Below are 17621 nucleotides of genomic sequence, written 5' to 3'. Positions count from 1 at the left end.
AGTGACGAGCCTATGGGTAGATCTGGTCCTATGGGGACCCGCGCAACCCCGCGCAACCCACGTCCTGAGCAGCGCAACGGCACGCATTGCTTGCCATCTGGTCCGTCCCTCGGCGGCTGACTTTGCTGGTCACAGAAGTTCATAGGCGGCGACGGGGGGAAACGCCGTCGCGCCTAGTTGACGGAGGTGAGCATGCGCGGGGACGAGACGGCGAGCAAGGGTGAACAGGCTGAGGCGGCCGAGCGGGAGGCTGCCAAGCAGCGCCTTCTGGATCAGGCCGAGGCGGAGCGCGTACCGCTCGACGACACGACCCGAGCGCTCCCGGACCGGCGGTGGCGGCGTGACCAGCGATGACCTGCCGATCGGGCGACGCGTGGCGAGCTGGCGGGTGCGGCGGTCAATGACGCAGCAGATGCTTGCCGATCGGCTGCGCAGGTCGAAGAGCTGGGTCGACAAGATCGAGCGGGGTGTTCGCCCTCTGGACCGGTATTCGGTGATCCAGGAGGTGGCCGGCGTTCTGCGGGTCGATCCGGAGGTGCTGCTTGGCCAACCGCCCAGCAGCAGCCCGGCGGGCACACCGGCCGGACTGGACGACATCCGGGCGGCGCTCGCCCGCTACGACACCCCGCCGGCTCCACCAGAGACGCACGAGCTGAGGCGGCAGGTCGGGCATGCCTGGTTGGCATACCAGCACGCGCACTACCCGCAGTTGGTGCGCGCGGTGCCGGGTTTGCTCGATGCGGCTCAGGGCGCGCGGTCAGCGGAGTTGCTGGTGCAGGCGTACCGGATCACCTCGCTGCTGCTGGTCAAGCTCGGTGAGGCCGACCTCGCCTGGCTGGCCGCCGACCGGGCCATGGGCGCTGCCGGCGACGACCCGCTGCTCGCGGCGACGGCGGCCGTCGCGGTGGCCCAGGCGCTAAGCGCGTCGGGCCGCGACCGGCTGGCCCTGTCCGCGGCCCTCACCGCCGCCCACCGGGTCCTGCCGCGCCTACGGCAGGACGGTGGTCAAGAGGTTTGCGGGGCTTTTGGAGATCAAAGTCGACGCAAACCTCTTGATCACCAGGGCGAGGGCGAGGGCGTCCACCGGGACGAGGGCGACCGTCGGGATTGGGCCGTGGGTGGGACGTTGCTGCTCCAGGCCGCCTTGGCCGCCGCCGGCTGCGGTGAGCACCACCGCGCCGATGAGCTGACCGACCGGGCCGCAGGCGTCGCCGCCAGCCTGCGGGGGTACGACGATCAGCACCGCACCAGCTTCGGACCGGTCGCCGTGGAGATGGCGCGCGTGCTGCTGGCAACGCAACGAGGTGATGCCGACGCCGCACTGATCAGGCACTCGACGATCGTTCGGCGGGAGGCGTGGCGGCGGCTGCCGGTGGAGTATCGGGGCGCTTACCTGCTCGACGTCGCGCGGGCGTACCTGCACGCGGGTGACCTGCGCGGGGCGGCACGCGCCCTGGTGGACGCGGACAGTGTCGCGCCGGCTGAGGTTCGGTGGCGGCCGTTGGCGCGTACTCTCATCGCCGATGTCGCCCGCGCGCAGCCGGCGCCGGCCGGCGTGGCGCGACTGGCGACGCTGGTCGGCCTCACCCGCTGACGGACTCGCGCCGGCGCAGGTCGTCGGCGGGGTTGATGGTGCGGACCGGGTCCGGGACCGGGCCGCGTCGCCGCCACTCGCGCGGGTAGCCCAGCGAGACCTCCTCGAAGCGGACGCCGTCGTAGAAGGTCGTGCGGGGGATGTGCAGGTGCCCGTAGACCATCGTGGACGCGCCGAAGCGCAGGTGCCAGTCGCGGGTGCGGACGGTGCCGCACCACTGGGCGAACTCCGGGAACCACAGGATGTCGGTGGGTTCGCGCACCAGCGGGTAGTGGTTGACCAGCACGGTCGGCAGCGCCGGGTCGCGCTCGGCCAGCCGGCGCTCGGTCTCGGTGACGCGGGCGTCGCACCACGCCTCCCGGCTCGGGTACGGGTCGGGGTGCAGCAGCGCCTCGTCGGTGCAGACCACCCCCGCCGCGTACGCCAGGTCCAGCGACTCCTGCTTGGTACGCGCCTGCGGCACCCGGAACGTGTAGTCGTAGAGCACGAAGAGCGGGGCGATGGTGGCGGGGCCGCCCTCGCCGTCCCACACCGGGTACGGATCCTCAGGGGTGACGACCCCGAGCCGTCGGCACAGCTCGACCAGCTCGCGGTAGCGGGTCTCGCCGCGCAGGTGCTCCGGGTCGCCGGGCGGCGTCCACAGCTCGTGGTTGCCGGGCGCCCAGACGACCTTTGCAAACCGGCTGCTCAGCAGCGTGAGCGCCCACTCGATGTCGGCGTACCGTTCGGCCACGTCACCGGCGACGAGCAGCCAGTCGCCGGGGTGGTCCGGCCGTAGCTCCTGGACGAACGCGCGGTTCTCCGCGTAGCTGATGTGCAGGTCGCTGACGGCTCGCAGCCGGGGCGAAGGGCTCACCGTTCGAGGCTAGGCCGCCGCGGCCGGATCGGGGCACTCCGATCCGGTCGCGTCGCCGGCCAACCGTTCAGCAGAACCAGCCATCCTGCACCCAGCCGCGCCGGTTGATGTACCCGTAGGCGAAGCCGTAGACGTAGCCGCCGCTGCGGGGACCCTCGACCAGGAACGTCTGACCCTGGTAGAGGGTGCCCATCCAGGCGCCGTTGGGCTGCGTGCGGACGAACAGGTCGCTCGCGCACACCGTCTCCCGCTGGCCGATCGTGCCGTTGGCGGCCTGCGCCGGCGCCGGCGCGGCGAGGGTCGCGGCGGCGATCCCGGCCAGCACGCCGGCCATCACCCGGGTCCTCACCATGAGTCGTACCCGCCGATGCACTCGGCGCGCAGGTAACCCCAGTCGTTCGGGCCGAAGTCGAAGGAGGCCGCCCACCCGTTGTAGACCGGATGCGCGCCCGGGGTGTGGCCGATCTTGTTTCCGTAGCCGAGCGTGCGCTTCAGGCCGGTGGGGCCGCCGGCGGAGTCGTAGTTGGCGTAGAAGCTGGCGCTCTGGCAGACCACGATGGCGTGCCGTGGCACCACCGGGTCGGCCTGGGCCGGCGTGGCGCCCAGGGCGGCCACGGCCGCTCCGACGGCCAGCGCCGCGAGATTTCTTCGAAGCATGCCCACCTCCCGTACGCCGAAACTTTCCTACCGGCGACCCTACCGAAGAGGTTGATAAATGTCGATGCCGGGCTCGGTCGCCCGGAGCCGCGGGCGGCTGACCTGGGCGACGACGGTCGGCCGCATATCCGGCGACTCGACGGGAAAGCGCGGGGCGTCCGACAGCCCAAACCGGAGCAGGAGAAAAACATGCCTTTCGTTACCGTGGGGACGGAAAACTCCGCACCCATCGACCTGTACTACGAGGACCACGGATCCGGTCAGCCCGTGGTGCTGATCCACGGCTTCCCGTTCAACGGGGCAACGTGGGAGAAGGAGACCAGCGCGCTGCTCAACGCCGGATACCGGACGATCACTTACGATCGACGCGGTTACGGCAACTCGGCGCAGGCGGCCTTCGGCTACGACTACAACACGTTCGCCGCGGACCTCGACGTGCTGATGACCGAGTTGGACCTGCGCGACGTCACCCTGGTGGGTCACTCGATGGGCACCGGTGAGGTCGTCCGCTACCTGGGCAACTACGGCTCCCAGCGGGTCAGCAAGGCCGTGCTGCTGAGCCCGCTGCAGCCGATGTTGGCCAAGGCCGACGACAACCCGGAGGGCGTCGACCGGAACCTCTTCAAGGGTTTCCAGGACGCCATCATGAAGGACCGCTTCGCCTACCTGACGTCGTTCTGCGACGCGTTCTTCAACCCGGACCAGAACATGGGCAAGCGGGTCAGCGAGGAGGCGTACCGGGCGCACTGGCAGATCGGCGCGATGGCCTCCGGCAAGGCCACCCACGACAGTGTGAACGCCTGGCAGGAGGACTTCCGACAGGACCTACCGAAGATCAATATTCCGGTGTTGATAGTGCAGGGTGACCAGGACCGGGTGCTGCCCTACCCGGTGACCGGCCAGCGGCTCGGCCCGATGATGCCGACCGGCACGCTCGTCACGCTCAAGGGCGCGCCGCACGGCATCCCGTGGACGCACGCCGACGAGGTCAACAAGGCGATCATGGACTTCATGAAGCAGCCCGCCATGGCTAACGCCTGACCCGTACCGGTAGCCGATCGGACACCAGCGTCACGATGACGCTGCGGCACCCGACCCTCTCCGGGGTCGGGTGCCGTCGGCTGTTCAGGGCCGGTGGGCCACGACCGCGCCGTTGGCGCCGGGGGCATCGAACGGCACGGTACGGACGTCGACGAACCCCGCGTCGGTGAGCCACGCGCCGTACTCGGCGGCCGAGTAGTTCCGGCCGCCCTCGGTCTCGACCAACATGTTCATGCCCATCAGAGCCGCCTCCGGTGGCCCGGTGCGCTCGTCGTTGAGCAGCAGCTCGCAGACGACGATGGCGCCGCCGGGCGGCAGCGCCGCGTGACAGCGGGCCAGCAGCGCCCGGTTCGTCGGCTCGTCCCAGTCATGCAGGATCATGCTGAGCAGGATGACGTCGTGCCCACCCGGCAACGCGGGATCGGCGAGGAAGTCCCCGGGCACCGCGTCGATCCGACCGGTCAGACCGGCCTCCGCGATCCGCTCCCGCGCCCGTACGCAGACGTGCGGCAGGTCCAGGACGGTCGCCCGCAGCTCGGGCAGGCGGCGGCAGAACTCGATCGGGAACGCGCCGGCCCCGCCGCCCACGTCGAGCAGTCGGCGGTACGCGGAGAAGTCGTACGCGTCGGCCAGCGCGGTCGCCGTGAAGCTCGACGTCGAATACATCGCGTCCCAGAACTGCGCCAGCATCTCCGGGTCGGCGGTGTCGAACATGGACTGTTGAGACTCGGGGTCCCAGGTCAACGGTCGATCGGTGCGCAGCGCCTCGCCGATGCGGTGCCACGGCAGGTAGGTGCGCAGGTCGGAGTAGCGGATCTGGGCGCCGAAATAGTAGGGGCGGCCCTCGACCAGGAACTGCTCGGCCAACTCGGAGTTGCGGTAGCTGCCGTCGCCGGCCTTCTCCAACAGGTCGAGCGAGGCGCACGCGGCGAGCAGCAGGTCCGCCGGCCGGTCCGGCAGCCCGAACTCGGCGCCGGCCTGCTCGACGGTCATCGTCCGCCCACCGGCGAGCCGGGTGAACAGACCGAGGTCGACGCCGGCCGCGAGGGTCTTGAACCCCCACACACCGGCCACCAGCTGCATGAGGGGAGTCGGAGTGACCATGGCGACATGAGATCACAGATCTCGACCGTCCACGATGGTCGGTCTACGCCCGCAGCAGGGTGACCAGCCCGGCGGCCACCAGCACGCCGGCCCAGAGCCGATCGACGTTGAACCACGCCCGACGCAGCACCCCGACCCCGAGCACCTGGTAGACCAGCACCGCCACGACCAGGGCGGTGCCGAGCATCGCCACGGTGTGCACGCCCGCCGCGGCCAACCCGGGCAGCGCACCGACCGGCGCGGCGGCCAGGTGCCCGGAGTGACCTCCGGGCACCGGCTCGGCGACCAGCACCGGCAGCAGCATCAGCCCCGCGCCGTGCGCCGACGACATGAGGAACGACCAGCCGGCGAGCTGTGCCGCGGACAGCCGCATCCCCGCCCAGCGAAAGTGCCGCTCGGAGAGCAACCGCCACAACCCGAAGCCGACCAGCAGCACGCCGCCGACCACCGCCAGGGCCGTGCTCGCCGTCACCGACCTGGTCGCGGTGACCAGGGCGGCGACGATCGCCACCGAGGCGAGATGCCCCGCCGCGATCGGCGGCAGGGCGCGCAGCAGCGCCGCCCGGCTGCGCTCCTGCAGGCCCCGGGCCACCGCGAACAGCCACCCCATCGCCGGGTTCAGACCGTGGAACGCGCCGAGCGCCGCCAGCGTCGCCAGGGTCGCGAGGGTCACGGGAAGCAGTACGAGTCGGAGGACGCGTCCCCGCCCTGCAGTCGCGTCTGGTGCACGCGCAGCCCTCGGAACTCCTCGCCGTGCGGGAAGAACCGCTCGTCGGGGGTGAGCCCGCCGCCCTCGACGTCGACGTCGAGCTTGGCCAGCCAGGCGCCCACCCCGTCGGGATAGAACTGGTCGTCCCAGGCGCCGTAGAGCGAGTTGCTGACGTAGACGCGCCGGCCGTCGCGGCTCACCTCGACCATCTGCGGCCCACCCGCGAGGGCCTCGTCCGGTGCGGACGGGTGCGCGGTCCGGCGGACGATCCCGCCGAGGTGCACCGAGCCCGTCTGCACCGGGTGCAGCGGGTCGCTGACGTCGTACTGGCGCAGCTCACCGGTGCCCCAGCAGGAGACGTAGAGGAACCGGTCGTCCACCGACAGGTCGATGTCGGTCACCAGCGGCGGCACCGCGCCGAACGGCTTGAGCAGGTCGGGCAGATCCGCCGGGTCGGCCGGCTCGGCCGGGATGTCGATCACCTTGGTGACCGCCCAGGCGTCCCCGTCGCGGTGCCACAGCCAGACCGAGGCGGACAGGTCCTCGACGCTGATCACCACCCCGACGAACCCGTACGACTTCGTCGGATCGTGCGCCGGGCGCAACTCCAGCGGCATCTGGTACTGATCACCCAGGTCGACCCGCTGCACGTGCCGGCGTTTCGCGAGGTCCCAGAAGTGGATCGCATGGCCGTAGCGCCGTCCCAGCAGCAGCTCACCGATGATCCCGTCCTCGATCATGGACGGGGTGCCCCACTCACTGGTGACGAGCACGTCCTGGGTGAGGTGCCACCACACGTCGTACGCCAGGAACTGCGGCCCCCGGTCGGCCTCCCACGCCCCGCGGACGTCGAACGTGGTGTGGTCGAGGATGGCGATGCCACCCGGACCCTCCTCGCCGTCCGCGCCGCCGAGGGCGGAGAGGTAGATGCCGTCCGGGCCGCAGTGCACGGTGTGCGGCCGGGAGTAGCCGGCCCGCTTCGCCAGCTCCTCCGGCCCGACCACCTTGACGACCTGCGGCTGGCGCGGGTCGGGCTGCGTGTCGAGAACGTGGATTCGCGACGAGCGCAGGCCGGGCACGATCAGGTAGCGCCGCTCGACGTGCGGGTGCGGGGCGGTCGGGCAGAGCGCGCTGCTGCACGCGTTCCACCCGAAGTGGTGCACCTCGTCGCCGACGTACGGCAGGTCGGTCCAGCCGACGACCCGGCCGTAGTCGGGGGAGTCGGGATCGGTGTCCAGCACCGCGATGGCGTCCGGGCGGCTGGCCGTACGGTCGAAGGCGGCCACGTAGGCGAGCTTCTCCGCCGGCGCGGTCGCCGCCTCGCGGGGTGACGGGTAGAAGGTGGGGTCGGGGGTCCAGCGGGTCATCGGGTCTCCGCTTCCTCAGGTGGTGGGAACGCCGAGTCGGTCGAGCAGGTGGCGGCGCAGCGCGCCGAAGCCCGGGTCGTCCGGCGTACGGGTGGGTGTCAGGTCGACGGGCAACTCCGCGGCGATGCGGCAGTCGTCGAGGAGCAGAATCCGGTCGGCCAGCAGGAGCGCCTCCTCCACGTCGTGGGTGACCAGCAGGGCGGCGAAGCCGTGCTCGGCGCGTAGCCGGCGCAGCAGCACCTGCATCCGCAGCCGGGTGAGCGCGTCGAGGGCGCCGAACGGTTCGTCGAGCAGCAGCAGGTCCGGTTCGCGGACCAGGGCGCGCGCGACGGCCACCCGCTGCGCCTGCCCGCCGGACAGCTCGGCCGGCCAGGCCCGGTGCCGCTCGGCCAGCCCGACCTCGCGCAACGCCCGATCGATCCGCCCGGCGGTGTCCGGGCCGGACAGGCCGAGCCCGACGTTGGCCGCCACCCGCTTCCAGGGCAGCAGCCGGTGCTCCTGGAAGACCACTGCGGCGGTGCCGTGTACGACGGTCTCCCCGGTGGCCTCGCCGTCCAGGCCGGCGAGGATGCGCAGGAGGGTGCTCTTGCCCGAGCCGCTGCCGCCGAGCAGGGCCACCACCTCGCCCCGCGCGATGGTCAGGTAGACCCCGGCCAGCACGACCGTCGGCCCGAAGGACCGGCGGATCGCGTGGGCGGTCAGCACCGGGGTCGCGCCGATCAGGTGGCCCGCAGTCCGCGTCGCCATGTCAACATCCTCCTCTCCGCAACGCGCAGGGCAAGGTCGGATATCAGCCCGAGCAGCGCGTAGACGAGCAGGCCGAGGACCACGACGTCGGTCTGGCTGAACTCCCGCGCCTCCATCATCAGGAAGCCGATGCCGGTCTGGGCGTTGACCTGCTCGCCGACGACGAGGCTGAGCCAGGCCGCCCCGATCGCGAGGCGCAGGCCGAGAAAGAGCGACGGCAGCGCGCCGGGCAGCACCACGTGGCGCAGCCGGGCGGCCTGCCCGAGCCCGCAGGCGCGGGCCGCCTCCACCAACCGTTCGTCGATGTCCCGGATGCCGGCGTAGGTGTTGAAGTAGATGGGGAAGAACGCGCCCAGGGCCACCAGGCTGATCTTCAGTGACTCACCGATGCCGACCCAGATGATCAGCAGCGGCACGAGGCCCAGGTGCGGCAGCATCCGGGCCATCTGCACCGGCGGGTCGACCAGGTCGTCGCCGAGTCGCAGCAGCCCGGCCACCGTGCCCAGGACCAGCGCCAGGACGCCGCCGATGAGCAGCCCCGCTCCGGCCCGGGTGAGGGAGTCCACGAGGTGGACGGCGAGCGTTCCGTCGCGGGACAGTCGCCAGCCGGTGGCCAGCACGTCGCTCGGCGCGGGCAGCTTCTCCGGCGCCAGCACCCCGGTCCGGGCGGCCAGTTCCCAGCCCAGCACCAGCACGACCGGGCTGACCAGCCGCCGCCACCGCCGGGTCGGCCGGGGGCGGCGGGGGTCGGGCGGCGCGACGGCCGCGGCCTCGGGCGGCGTTTCCAGCAGAGGTGTACGGCTCACTGGAACACCGCGCTGAAGCGGTCGTCCAGCCGGCTCCTGATGTCGACCGGGCCCGGTATGAGGTCCAGCGCGATGAAGCTGTCGGTGATCGCCTGGAGTTCGTCGCCGATGGCCGGGGTGATCGGGGCGAGCGGCTTGGCGCTGCGGTCCAGGGCGCGGCTGGTGACGTCCTGCGGGATCTTCAGCTCCGGCGCCAGCGTGCTGGCCCGCTCCTGCGGGTTCGCGATGCCCCAGTCGGTCACCCCGCGGTAGCGCCGCAGGAACGCCCGGATGTCGTCCGAGCGCTGGGCGACCGCGTCGGGGGCGGCCAGCACGTACTCGCGGTTGCTGGCCAGGCCGGTCGCGTCGGCGAGCACCCGGACGCCCGGCTGCTCGGCCAGCGCGAAGTACGGGTCCCAGATCACCCAGGCGTCGACCTGCCCGCTGTCGAACGCGGGCCGCCCCTCGGCCGGCTTGAGGTACTTGACCTTGATGTCGTCCAACGTCATCTTGTTGGCCTGCAGCAGCCGGACCAGCAGCCAGTGCACGTTGGAGCCCTTGTTGAGGGCGATCGTCCTGCCCTTGAGGTCGGCGAAGCTGCGGTAGCCGCTGTCGGCCTTGACCAGCACCGCCTCGCCCTGCGGGATCGGCGCCGAGGTGCCGATGATCGAGAACGGGATCTTTCCGGCGGCGGCGAAGACGGGTGGCGCCTCGCCGACCTGTCCGATGTCGATCGACCCGGCCTTGAGCGCCTCGGTGAGGGCCGGCCCGCTCTCGAACAGCGACCACTCGACGCTCGGGGTGCCACCGCGGGCCTTGACCAGGCTCAGCCCTCCGAAGCGCTGGTAGCCGACCCGTAGCTTGCCCGCGTCGCCTCCGGCGTCGGCGGGCCCGCCGCAGGCGCTCACGCCCGCCGTGGCGAGCAGGACCACGGCGGTGAACGCGGCCGTCAGCAGACGGCGACGCGGGGAATGACTCGTCGAGGGGGTGCGCATGGCGGCTCCTTGGATCGAGCAGGTGTGCCGGGCCGCATCGACCGGCGTGGGTGACCGTGGGCGGTAGCCTACTAACCCGATAGGTTTTATGGGTAGGCTGTCGGCGGGATCGTCCCACCCCTCAGGAGGTGCCGCCTCACCGCGCGCGCCGCCCGCACCCGCTCCGCCGCGTACTGGAGGAAAGAGCCCCGATGACCCTCACCTTCCACTGGTTCCTGCCCACCAACGGCGACAGCCGCGACATCGTCGGCGGTGGCCACGGCGTGCCGACCGGGGCGGCCGGCGGCGCTCGCCCGGCCAGCGTGGCGTACCTCGGGCAGATCGCCCGCAGCGCCGAGCAGCTCGGCTTCGTCGGCGCGCTCACCCCGACCGGCGCGTGGTGCGAGGACGCCTGGCTGTCCACGGCGATGCTCACCGAGGTCACCGAACGCCTCAGGTTCCTGGTGGCCTTCCGGCCCGGCCTGACCTCACCCACCCTCGCCGCCCAGATGGCCTCGACGTTCCAGCGGCTGTCCCGGGGCCGCCTGCTGCTCAACGTGGTCACCGGCGGCGAGTCGCAGGAGCAGCGGGCGTACGGCGACTTCCTGGACAAGGACGCCCGGTACGCGCGGGCCGACGAGTTCCTGCACGTCGTCCGCGCGTTGTGGCGAGGTGAGACGGTCGACCACCACGGCGCGCACCTGCGCGTCGAGCAGGCGCGGCTGCACCGGCTGCCCGACCCGGCGCCGCCGGTCTACTTCGGTGGCTCGTCCGCCGCCGCCCTGCCGGTGGCGGTACGCCACAGCGACGTCTACCTCACCTGGGGCGAGCCGCCGGCCCAGGTCGCCGACAAACTGGACCGGGTGCGGGCGCTGGCCGCCGACGCCGGCCGGGAGCTGCGGTTCGGCATCCGGCTGCACGTCATCGCCCGGGACACCGCCGACGAGGCGTGGGCACAGGCCCGCCGCCTGCTCAACGGCATCGCCGAGGCCGACATCCGGGCCGTGCAGGACGGGCTGCGCCGCAGCGAGTCCGAGGGGCAGCGCCGGATGCTCGACCTGCACGGCGGCTCCCGCGACAGCCTGGAGGTCTCACCCAACCTGTGGGCCGGCGTCGGACTGGTCCGGGGCGGCGCGGGCACGGCGCTCGTCGGCAGCCACCGCGAGATCGCCGACCGGATCGCCGAGTACCACGCGCTCGGCATCGACGAGTTCATCCTGTCCGGCTATCCGCACCTGGAGGAGGCGTACTGGTTCGGCGAGGGCGTCCTGCCGATCCTGCGCGAGCGCGGACTGTGGCGGCACCCCGACGGCCAACCGGGTCCGGCGGACGCCGTCGACATCCCCTTCGCCGGGACGTCGACACCCCGCCCGGCACGGGAGCCCGTGGCGGCCCGCTGACCCGTCCTAGGCGGAACGGCCGACCCGACCACGGGCGACCCGGCGTACGGCGAGGCTCACCGCCGTACTGCCCACCGCCATCCCGACCAGCACCAGAACCGCCCCGACGACCCACAGCCCGCTGTCGTCGCGCGACGCGGCCTGGCGTGACCAGGCAGCGGTGAACGCGACAGTCATCACGGGGGCCACCAGCCACGGGCTGAGTCGCCACGCGGCCAGGGCGGCCAGCAGCACGAGCGTCAGCACGCAGCCGATCACCTGCCACGGCTCGTACGGGCCGCTGGTCGCGCCGGTCCGCGCGTCGACCGTGTAACCGGTGTCCCAGCCCAGCCAGAGCAGCCACACCCCGACCGTGGCCACCGCCAGGAACACCGCACCGAACAGTGCGTGCGTACGCCTCGTCGCCGTCATCGCGCGATCATCTCCCGCAATGGCTCGCGCGGGAATGAGTACCCGTACCCGTCGACAGCCCGAGCGTCAGGCGCCCGTGGCGTCCCACACCACGACATGGACGACGAACGCCTGATCCGCCCGGGTGGTGGTGATGGTGGCGAACCCCATCCGCCCCTCCGAGGTACGGAAGCAGAAGTCGGCGCCGGGCGTGAACGAGGGCCGCGCCGATCCGGTGGCCGACGCGACGCAGCCCGCGTACGCCTGGGCGGGGTTGCCGCCGGAGTACGGGTACACGTTCGGCGGGTTGGCGACCTGGATGTTGTCCGAGCGCACCTGCCCCCAGTCGTGATAGAGGTCGAGCCCGTCGGTCGCACCGTTCGAGTGGTGCGCGACGACCTGCTGGTCGGGCCGGTCGACGTCGACCGCGGCGGCGCGGGGCAGCACGACGTTCCGGTCCACGAGGGTGCGGGGGGTGTCCGGGTCCGTCGCCGTCGTACCCCCGGTGGTCGGGGTGGCCTGGCTCGCGGACGGCGTGGCGGGGCCGGTGGTCGGCGGGGGCGCGGCGGCCGACGTCCCCGTCGGGGCGCCGGCGGTGGGCGGCGACGTCGACTGGCGGTTGAGCTGGGTCGCCACGACACCGCCGAGCATGAGGCAGCCCAGCGTCAGCAGCGCGACCGCGAGCCGGGTCCGCCGATACCACAGCCAGAACCCGGCGAGCAGCAGGACCGCGGTGAGGGTGAGGACGAACAGCAGCACGTCCCGGCGCAGCACGCTCTCCACCGCGGTCACCACACCGAGGACGTTGGCCACCACGCCGATCACGGCGAGCGTCCGGATCCGGTGATCGCCGCTGCCGCTGCCGCCGCTCGTTGCGGGCGGCGTGGCCGACTCTCCCAAGACCTGCCTCCACTATGGACGCCGCGCGACCGCGCGGGAGTGGGCGGGACGACGGGACGGACCCGCGCTGTCATGATCCCATCGACGCGCTCGTGCGCCAGGTGCCGCACACCGCCAGGATGCGCGGGGGCGAGTCGGCTATCCGACGGGCCGTGGCGTCGCCGCTGATCCCGAACGGACTGTTGCCCCGGCCGGTGACGATCCTCTACGGTCTGCTCAAGCGGTGGGCGGTGCGGTCCGCATCCGACCGGACACCGCCGGATGCCCGTCGCGCGGGCCGGGATGGTGGAGTCCCGGGCCACCCCGTCGACTGTGGTTCCGGCGGTCGTGTGACTCCAGCTCGTCCCCGGGTGACTGCTGCCCGGCGCGGCTCCGTACGGAGCCGACGGCGAGCCGGACACGCCGATCCCCACCGGAGAGTCCCGTGTTCCTCAGCCCGCACGAGCAGGACCGCCTGCTCGTCCACGTCGCGGCCGATGTCGCCCGCCGCCGCCGCGAACGCGGCCTGCGCCTCAACTACCCCGAAGCCGTCGCGATGATCACCGCCTTCCTGCTCGAAGGCGCCCGCGACGGTCGGTCGGTGGTCGACCTCATGTCGGCCGGTCGGAGCGTGCTCGGCCGCGACGACGTCCAGGACGGCATCCCCGAGCTGCTGAGGGAGGTGCAGGTGGAGGCGACGTTCCCGGACGGCACCAAGCTCGTGACGGTGCACCACCCGATCCCGTGATCCCCGGGGAGATCCTGCCGGCGGCCGACCCGGTCGAGATCAACGCGGGCCGGCCGGTGACCACCCTGGTCGTGGTCAACACCGCCGACCGGCCGGTGCAGGTGGGCTCGCACTACCACTTCGCCGAGACCAACCCGGCCCTGACCTTCGACCGGGTCGCGGCCTGGGGGCAGCGCCTCGCCGTACCGGCGGGCACCTCGGTCCGTTTCGAGCCGGGCGTGAGCCGCAGCGTGGACCTGGTCCCGCTCGGCGGCGCGCGCATCGTGCCGGGCCTGCGCGGGGAGTGCGCCGGGCCGCTGGACGACGCGTCCCCGCCCGCGCCGACCACAGACGCGCCGACGAGCGACGGGCTGGCGCGATGAGCGCCGTGCGGCGGGACCGCTACATCGACCTGTACGGACCCACCACCGGTGACCGCATCCGGCTGGCCGACACGAGCCTGCTGATCGAGGTGGAGACCGACCACTGCGTCGGCGGCGACGAGGCCGTCTTCGGCGGTGGGAAGGTGATCCGCGAGTCGATGGGGCAGTCGCGGGCCACCCGCGCCGAAGGAGCCCTCGACACCGTCATCACCGGCGCCGTCGTGCTCGACCACTGGGGTGTGGTCAAGGCCGACGTGGGGCTGCGCGACGGGCGGATCGTCGCCCTCGGCCGGGCCGGCAACCCGGACACCATGCCGGGCGTCCACCCCGACCTGGTCATTGGCCCGGCCACCGAGGTGATCGCCGGCAACGGCCGGATCCTCACCGCCGGCGCCGTCGACACCCACGTGCACTTCATCTGCCCGCAGATCGTCACCGAGGCGCTCGCCAGCGGCGTCACCACACTCGTCGGCGGCGGCACGGGCCCTGCCGAGGGCACCCGGGCCACGACGGTCACGCCCAACGCCTGGCACCTGGCCCGGATGCACGAGGCGCTGGACACGCTGCCGGTCAACGTGCTGCTGCTCGGCAAGGGCAACACCGTCTCGCAAGAGGCGCTCTGGGAGCAGCTACGCGCCGGCGCGGGCGGTTTCAAGCTGCACGAGGACTGGGGCACCACCCCGGCGGCGATCGACGCCTGCCTGCGGGTGGCGGACGCCTCCGGGGTCCAGGTGTCGATCCACACCGACACCCTCAACGAGGCCGGATTCGTGGCCGACACGTTGCGCGCGATCGGCGGGCGGGCGATCCACTCGTACCACACCGAGGGAGCCGGAGGCGGGCATGCGCCGGACATCATCACGGTCGCCAGCGAGCCGAACGTGCTGCCGTCGTCGACCAACCCGACCCGCCCGTACACCCGCAACACACTCGCCGAGCACCTGGACATGCTGATGGTCTGCCACCATCTCAACCCGTCCGTGCCGGAGGATCTGGCCTTCGCCGAGAGCCGGATCCGACCGTCCACCATGGCCGCCGAGGACCTGCTGCACGACCTCGGGGCGATCTCCATCATCGGCTCGGACGCGCAGGCGATGGGCCGGGTCGGCGAGGTGATCCTGCGGACCTGGCAGAGCGCCCACGTCATGAAGGAGCGGGTGGGCACGCTGCCGGGCGACGGCGCGGCCGACAACCACCGCGCGCGACGGTACGTGGCGAAGTACACCATCTGCGCGGCGATGGCCAACGGGCTGGAACGGGAGATCGGCTCGGTCGAGCCCGGCAAGCTCGCCGACCTGGTGCTCTGGGACCCGGCGTTCTTCGGCGTACGACCGCACCTCGTGCTCAAGGGCGGCATGATCGCGTACGCCCAGATGGGTGACGCCAACGCGTCGATCCCCACCCCGCAGCCGATGCTGCCGCGCCCGATGTTCGGGGCGTACGGGGTCGCGGCGGCCGCCACCAGTCTGACGTTCGTCGCGCCGGCGGCCCTGGACGCCGGACTGCGCCTGGACGTGCGGCGGCGGGTCGTGCCGGTCGCCGACGTGCGGTCCCGGGGCAAGGCCGACCTGCCGGAGAACAACGCGATGCCGCACATCGAGGTGGACCCGGACACCTTCACCGTGCGGATCGACGGCGAGGTGGTGGAGCCGGACCCGGTGCCCCACCTGCCGATGGCCCAGCGGTACTTCCTGTTCTGATGGCGACGTCGAGCCTGCTCCTGCTGCTGGCCGACGGGCGCTTCCCGGCCGGCGCGCACGCGCACTCCGGCGGCCTGGAGGCGGCCGTCGCCGCCGGCCGGGTCAGCGACCTGGCCTCGTTGGAGTCGTTCCTGGTCGGCCGGCTGACCACCGCCGGGCTGGTCGGCGCGGCGTTCGCGGCGGCGGCACACCGGGTGGCGCTGCCAGCCTGCGGCACCGCAACCGAACCAGCCCAGGCCACCGCACGGTCGCTCGGACGCGGCCACCCCGCCGGCCGGCCGGGTGCGCCAGCCGATTCCGCGGACCGGTCGCGTGCGCCGGCCGATTCGGCCGCGCGGTCGGACGCTCTGGCCCGGCTCGACGCGGAGCTGGACGCGCGGACCGCCGCCCCGGCGCTGCGCGCGGTGTCCCGCCGCCAGGGGCGGGCGCTGCTGCGCGCCGGACGGGCCATCTGGCCGCAGGCGCCGTTCGGTGACCTGCCCGCTGCACCCGGGGGAGCGCACCAGCCGCTGGTGCTCGGGCTGCTCTGCGCCGCCGCCGGATTGAGCCGCACCGAGACCGCAACGGTCGCCGCGTACGGGACGGTGACCGGTGCGGCCAGTGCCGGCGTACGTCTGCTCGGCCTCGACCCGTACCAGGTCCAGGCCCTGCTGGTCGGCCTCGCCGACCTCTGCGACGGCACAGCCGCCGACGCGGCCCGCGCGGCCGACGATCCACCGGAGCGGCTGCCGGCCGCCGCCGCCCCGCTCGCCGACATCTCTGCCGAGGTCCACGCCACCTGGGAGGTGCGTCTCTTTGCGTCCTGACACTGTTGAGCCGACCGATGTACCCGCCGCTGCACCCGCTGCCGGGCCGCCGCACGACGAGACCGTTCCGCACACCCATCCCGAGCCGGGGGTGGACCCGCACCCGCAGCTGGCACCCTCGGGCCGAGCGCTGCGGGTCGGCATCGGGGGGCCGGTCGGGTCCGGTAAGACCGCGCTGGTGGCCGCCCTGTGCCGGGCGTTCGCCGACGAGTTGCGGCTCGGCGTGGTGACCAACGACATCTACACCACCGAGGACGCCGACTTCCTCAAGCGGGCCGGCGTCCTGGACCCGGCCCGGATCCGCGCCGTGGAGACCGGCTGCTGCCCCCACACCGCCATCCGCGACGACATCGGCGCCAACCTCGACGCCGTGGACGAACTGGCCGAGGCGCTCGGTCCGCTGGACCTGGTGCTGGTGGAGAGCGGCGGCGACAACCTCACCGCCACGTTCAGCCGGGGCCTGGTCGACCGGCAGATCTTCGTGGTCGACGTGGCCGGCGGGGACAAGGTGCCGCGCAAGGGCGGGCCCGGGGTCACGTCCGCTGACCTCCTCGTGATCAACAAGACCGACCTGGCGCCCATGGTGGGCGCCGACCTCGCGGTGATGGACCGGGACGCGCGGGCCCGGCGCGGCGACCTCCCGACCCTCTTCCTGTCGATCGTCGGCGACCCGACGGCAGGTCGGGTCGCCGACTGGATCCGCCACGAGTTGGCCCACCACGCGGCCCTGCACCCCGTCGCCGCGCCGGCCGGCCCGGCCTGATGCGAGCGTTCGCCCGGCTGGTGGCCCGGGCCGACGGCCGGGGCGGCACGGTCCTGACCGAGCTGCACGGCGAGACGCCGCTGCTGTTACGGCAGACGCCGGGCGACGGTGGCGTCGCGACCGTGCACGTCGTGGGCGGGGCCGCCGGCCCGCTCGCCGGCGACGACCTCCGTCTGGAGATCGACGTGGGGCCGGGGGCGGCGGTACGGGTGCACAGCGTCGCCGCGTCGGTCGCCCTGCCCGGCCGGCCCGGCGCGGTGTCGCGGATGGCGGTGCGGGCGGTGGTCCACGACGGCGCAGCGCTGCACTGGCTGCCCGAGCAGCTCATCGCGGCGGCCGGCTGCGCCCACCTGGCCGAATCCCGGATCGAGCTGGCCGCCGGGGCGAGGCTGAGCTGGCGGGACGAGTTGATCTGCGGCCGGTACGGCGAGTCGCCCGGCGGTGCGGTCGTGCACACCCGGGTCGACTACGACGGCCGGCCGCTGCTGCGCCAGTCGTTGGCGGTGGGACCGCAGGCGCCCGGCTGGGCCGGCCCCGCCGTGCTCGGCGGGGCGCCGGCCACCGGCTCGTTGCTGCTGGTGGACCCGTCGCGGCCCGCCGAGCCGGCGACGGTCGACGGGACCGTCGCCCGACTGCCGCTGGCCGGGGGCCCGGCGACACTGTGGACCGCGACCGCCCCCGACGCGCACACCCTGCGCGCCCACCTCAGCGGGTAGGTGGACCCCTGTTGTTCGGCATC

Annotated in this window: 21 protein-coding genes; 10 read left to right on the top strand and 11 right to left on the bottom strand. The window is 72.9% G+C overall.

The features are described 5' to 3' along the window. Window positions 1–192 precede the first annotated feature (192 nt). Both ABZT87_RS21535 and ABZT87_RS21530 read left to right on the top strand, forming a co-directional pair. Window positions 193–354, top strand: a complete 162-nt coding sequence (locus ABZT87_RS21535; RefSeq protein ID WP_354860556.1) for a hypothetical protein — start codon at window positions 193–195, stop codon at window positions 352–354. After that, window positions 341–1594: a helix-turn-helix domain-containing protein gene (locus ABZT87_RS21530; RefSeq protein ID WP_355137658.1), complete on the top strand. Its 1254-nt coding sequence runs from the start codon at window positions 341–343 to the stop codon at window positions 1592–1594. The genes ABZT87_RS21535 and ABZT87_RS21530 overlap by 14 nt, the downstream gene beginning before the upstream one ends. On the opposite strand, the gene ABZT87_RS21525 is transcribed toward ABZT87_RS21530, so the two are convergent. The 3 genes from ABZT87_RS21525 to ABZT87_RS21515 form a co-directional block, all read right to left on the bottom strand. Further along, entirely contained in the window at window positions 1584–2450 is an 867-nt protein-coding gene (locus ABZT87_RS21525; protein ID WP_355137656.1) for a metallophosphoesterase, read from the bottom strand. The genes ABZT87_RS21530 and ABZT87_RS21525 overlap by 11 nt on opposite strands. 67 nt (window positions 2451–2517) lie before the next feature. Continuing rightward, window positions 2518–2802, bottom strand: a complete 285-nt coding sequence (locus ABZT87_RS21520) for a hypothetical protein (protein ID WP_355137654.1) — start codon at window positions 2800–2802, stop codon at window positions 2518–2520. After that, window positions 2796–3107 carry a hypothetical protein gene (locus ABZT87_RS21515; protein ID WP_354860551.1) on the bottom strand — a complete coding sequence of 104 codons (312 nt, stop codon included), beginning with the start codon at window positions 3105–3107 and terminating at the stop codon, window positions 2796–2798. Before ABZT87_RS21515 ends, ABZT87_RS21520 begins: the two co-directional genes overlap by 7 nt. 189 nt (window positions 3108–3296) lie before the next feature. Between ABZT87_RS21515 and ABZT87_RS21510 the strand changes: the two genes are divergently transcribed. Further along, window positions 3297–4148 (top strand): alpha/beta hydrolase, encoded by an 852-nt coding sequence (locus tag ABZT87_RS21510; protein ID WP_355137652.1) that lies wholly within the window; start codon window positions 3297–3299, stop codon window positions 4146–4148. A gap of 84 nt (window positions 4149–4232) precedes the next feature. Here ABZT87_RS21510 and ABZT87_RS21505 read toward each other — a convergent pair whose 3' ends face one another. Genes ABZT87_RS21505 through ABZT87_RS21480 form a run of 6 tightly spaced genes read right to left on the bottom strand, consistent with a single transcriptional unit; the run spans window position 4233 to window position 9855 of the window. Then, a complete protein-coding gene (locus tag ABZT87_RS21505; RefSeq protein WP_355137650.1) occupies window positions 4233–5252 on the bottom strand; it encodes a methyltransferase in 1020 nt (339 codons plus the stop codon). Window positions 5253–5295: 43 nt separating this feature from the next. After that, entirely contained in the window at window positions 5296–5925 is a 630-nt protein-coding gene (locus ABZT87_RS21500; RefSeq protein WP_355137649.1) for a hypothetical protein, read from the bottom strand. After that, window positions 5922–7328, bottom strand: coding sequence for a selenium-binding family protein (locus ABZT87_RS21495; RefSeq protein WP_355137647.1), 1407 nt, complete (start codon window positions 7326–7328; stop codon window positions 5922–5924). The genes ABZT87_RS21500 and ABZT87_RS21495 overlap by 4 nt, the downstream gene beginning before the upstream one ends. Before the next feature lie 15 nt (window positions 7329–7343). After that, a complete protein-coding gene (locus tag ABZT87_RS21490) occupies window positions 7344–8075 on the bottom strand; it encodes an ABC transporter ATP-binding protein (RefSeq protein WP_355137645.1) in 732 nt (243 codons plus the stop codon). Beyond that, window positions 8048–8881, bottom strand: coding sequence for an ABC transporter permease subunit (locus ABZT87_RS21485; RefSeq protein WP_355137643.1), 834 nt, complete (start codon window positions 8879–8881; stop codon window positions 8048–8050). Before ABZT87_RS21485 ends, ABZT87_RS21490 begins: the two co-directional genes overlap by 28 nt. Continuing rightward, entirely contained in the window at window positions 8878–9855 is a 978-nt protein-coding gene (locus ABZT87_RS21480; protein WP_355137641.1) for an aliphatic sulfonate ABC transporter substrate-binding protein, read from the bottom strand. The genes ABZT87_RS21485 and ABZT87_RS21480 overlap by 4 nt, the downstream gene beginning before the upstream one ends. A gap of 191 nt (window positions 9856–10046) precedes the next feature. On the opposite strand from ABZT87_RS21480, the gene ABZT87_RS21475 reads away from it, so the two are divergent. Beyond that, on the top strand, window positions 10047–11234 hold the full coding sequence (locus ABZT87_RS21475; RefSeq protein ID WP_355137639.1) for an LLM class flavin-dependent oxidoreductase: 1188 nt from the start codon (window positions 10047–10049) through the stop codon (window positions 11232–11234). Between the two features lie 6 nt (window positions 11235–11240). Here ABZT87_RS21475 and ABZT87_RS21470 read toward each other — a convergent pair whose 3' ends face one another. Next, on the bottom strand, window positions 11241–11645 hold the full coding sequence (locus tag ABZT87_RS21470) for a hypothetical protein (RefSeq protein WP_355137637.1): 405 nt from the start codon (window positions 11643–11645) through the stop codon (window positions 11241–11243). 66 nt (window positions 11646–11711) lie between these two features. Continuing rightward, entirely contained in the window at window positions 11712–12524 is an 813-nt protein-coding gene (locus tag ABZT87_RS21465) for a hypothetical protein (protein WP_355137635.1), read from the bottom strand. 424 nt (window positions 12525–12948) lie between these two features. On the opposite strand from ABZT87_RS21465, the gene ABZT87_RS21460 reads away from it, so the two are divergent. From ABZT87_RS21460 to ABZT87_RS21435, 6 genes are read left to right on the top strand one after another with little or no spacing between them, the layout of a single operon-like run. Continuing rightward, entirely contained in the window at window positions 12949–13251 is a 303-nt protein-coding gene (locus tag ABZT87_RS21460; RefSeq protein ID WP_354860532.1) for an urease subunit gamma, read from the top strand. Continuing rightward, window positions 13248–13613 carry an urease subunit beta gene (locus ABZT87_RS21455; RefSeq protein WP_355137633.1) on the top strand — a complete coding sequence of 122 codons (366 nt, stop codon included), beginning with the start codon at window positions 13248–13250 and terminating at the stop codon, window positions 13611–13613. Before ABZT87_RS21460 ends, ABZT87_RS21455 begins: the two co-directional genes overlap by 4 nt. Further along, window positions 13610–15313 carry an urease subunit alpha gene (locus tag ABZT87_RS21450; RefSeq protein WP_355137631.1) on the top strand — a complete coding sequence of 568 codons (1704 nt, stop codon included), beginning with the start codon at window positions 13610–13612 and terminating at the stop codon, window positions 15311–15313. Before ABZT87_RS21455 ends, ABZT87_RS21450 begins: the two co-directional genes overlap by 4 nt. Further along, a complete protein-coding gene (locus ABZT87_RS21445) occupies window positions 15313–16119 on the top strand; it encodes an urease accessory UreF family protein (RefSeq protein ID WP_355137629.1) in 807 nt (268 codons plus the stop codon). The genes ABZT87_RS21450 and ABZT87_RS21445 overlap by 1 nt, the downstream gene beginning before the upstream one ends. Next, window positions 16109–16882 carry an urease accessory protein UreG gene (gene ureG, locus ABZT87_RS21440; RefSeq protein WP_355137627.1) on the top strand — a complete coding sequence of 258 codons (774 nt, stop codon included), beginning with the start codon at window positions 16109–16111 and terminating at the stop codon, window positions 16880–16882. The genes ABZT87_RS21445 and ureG overlap by 11 nt, the downstream gene beginning before the upstream one ends. Next, window positions 16882–17598: an urease accessory protein UreD gene (locus ABZT87_RS21435; protein WP_355066513.1), complete on the top strand. Its 717-nt coding sequence runs from the start codon at window positions 16882–16884 to the stop codon at window positions 17596–17598. The genes ureG and ABZT87_RS21435 overlap by 1 nt, the downstream gene beginning before the upstream one ends. Window positions 17599–17621: the final 23 nt, after the last annotated feature.

Origin of the sequence: Micromonospora sp. NPDC005237 (assembly GCF_040607775.1) — a bacterium.
Taxonomy (GTDB): Bacteria; Actinomycetota; Actinomycetes; order Mycobacteriales; family Micromonosporaceae; genus Micromonospora.
This window is presented reverse-complemented; position numbering and strand designations above follow the sequence as displayed.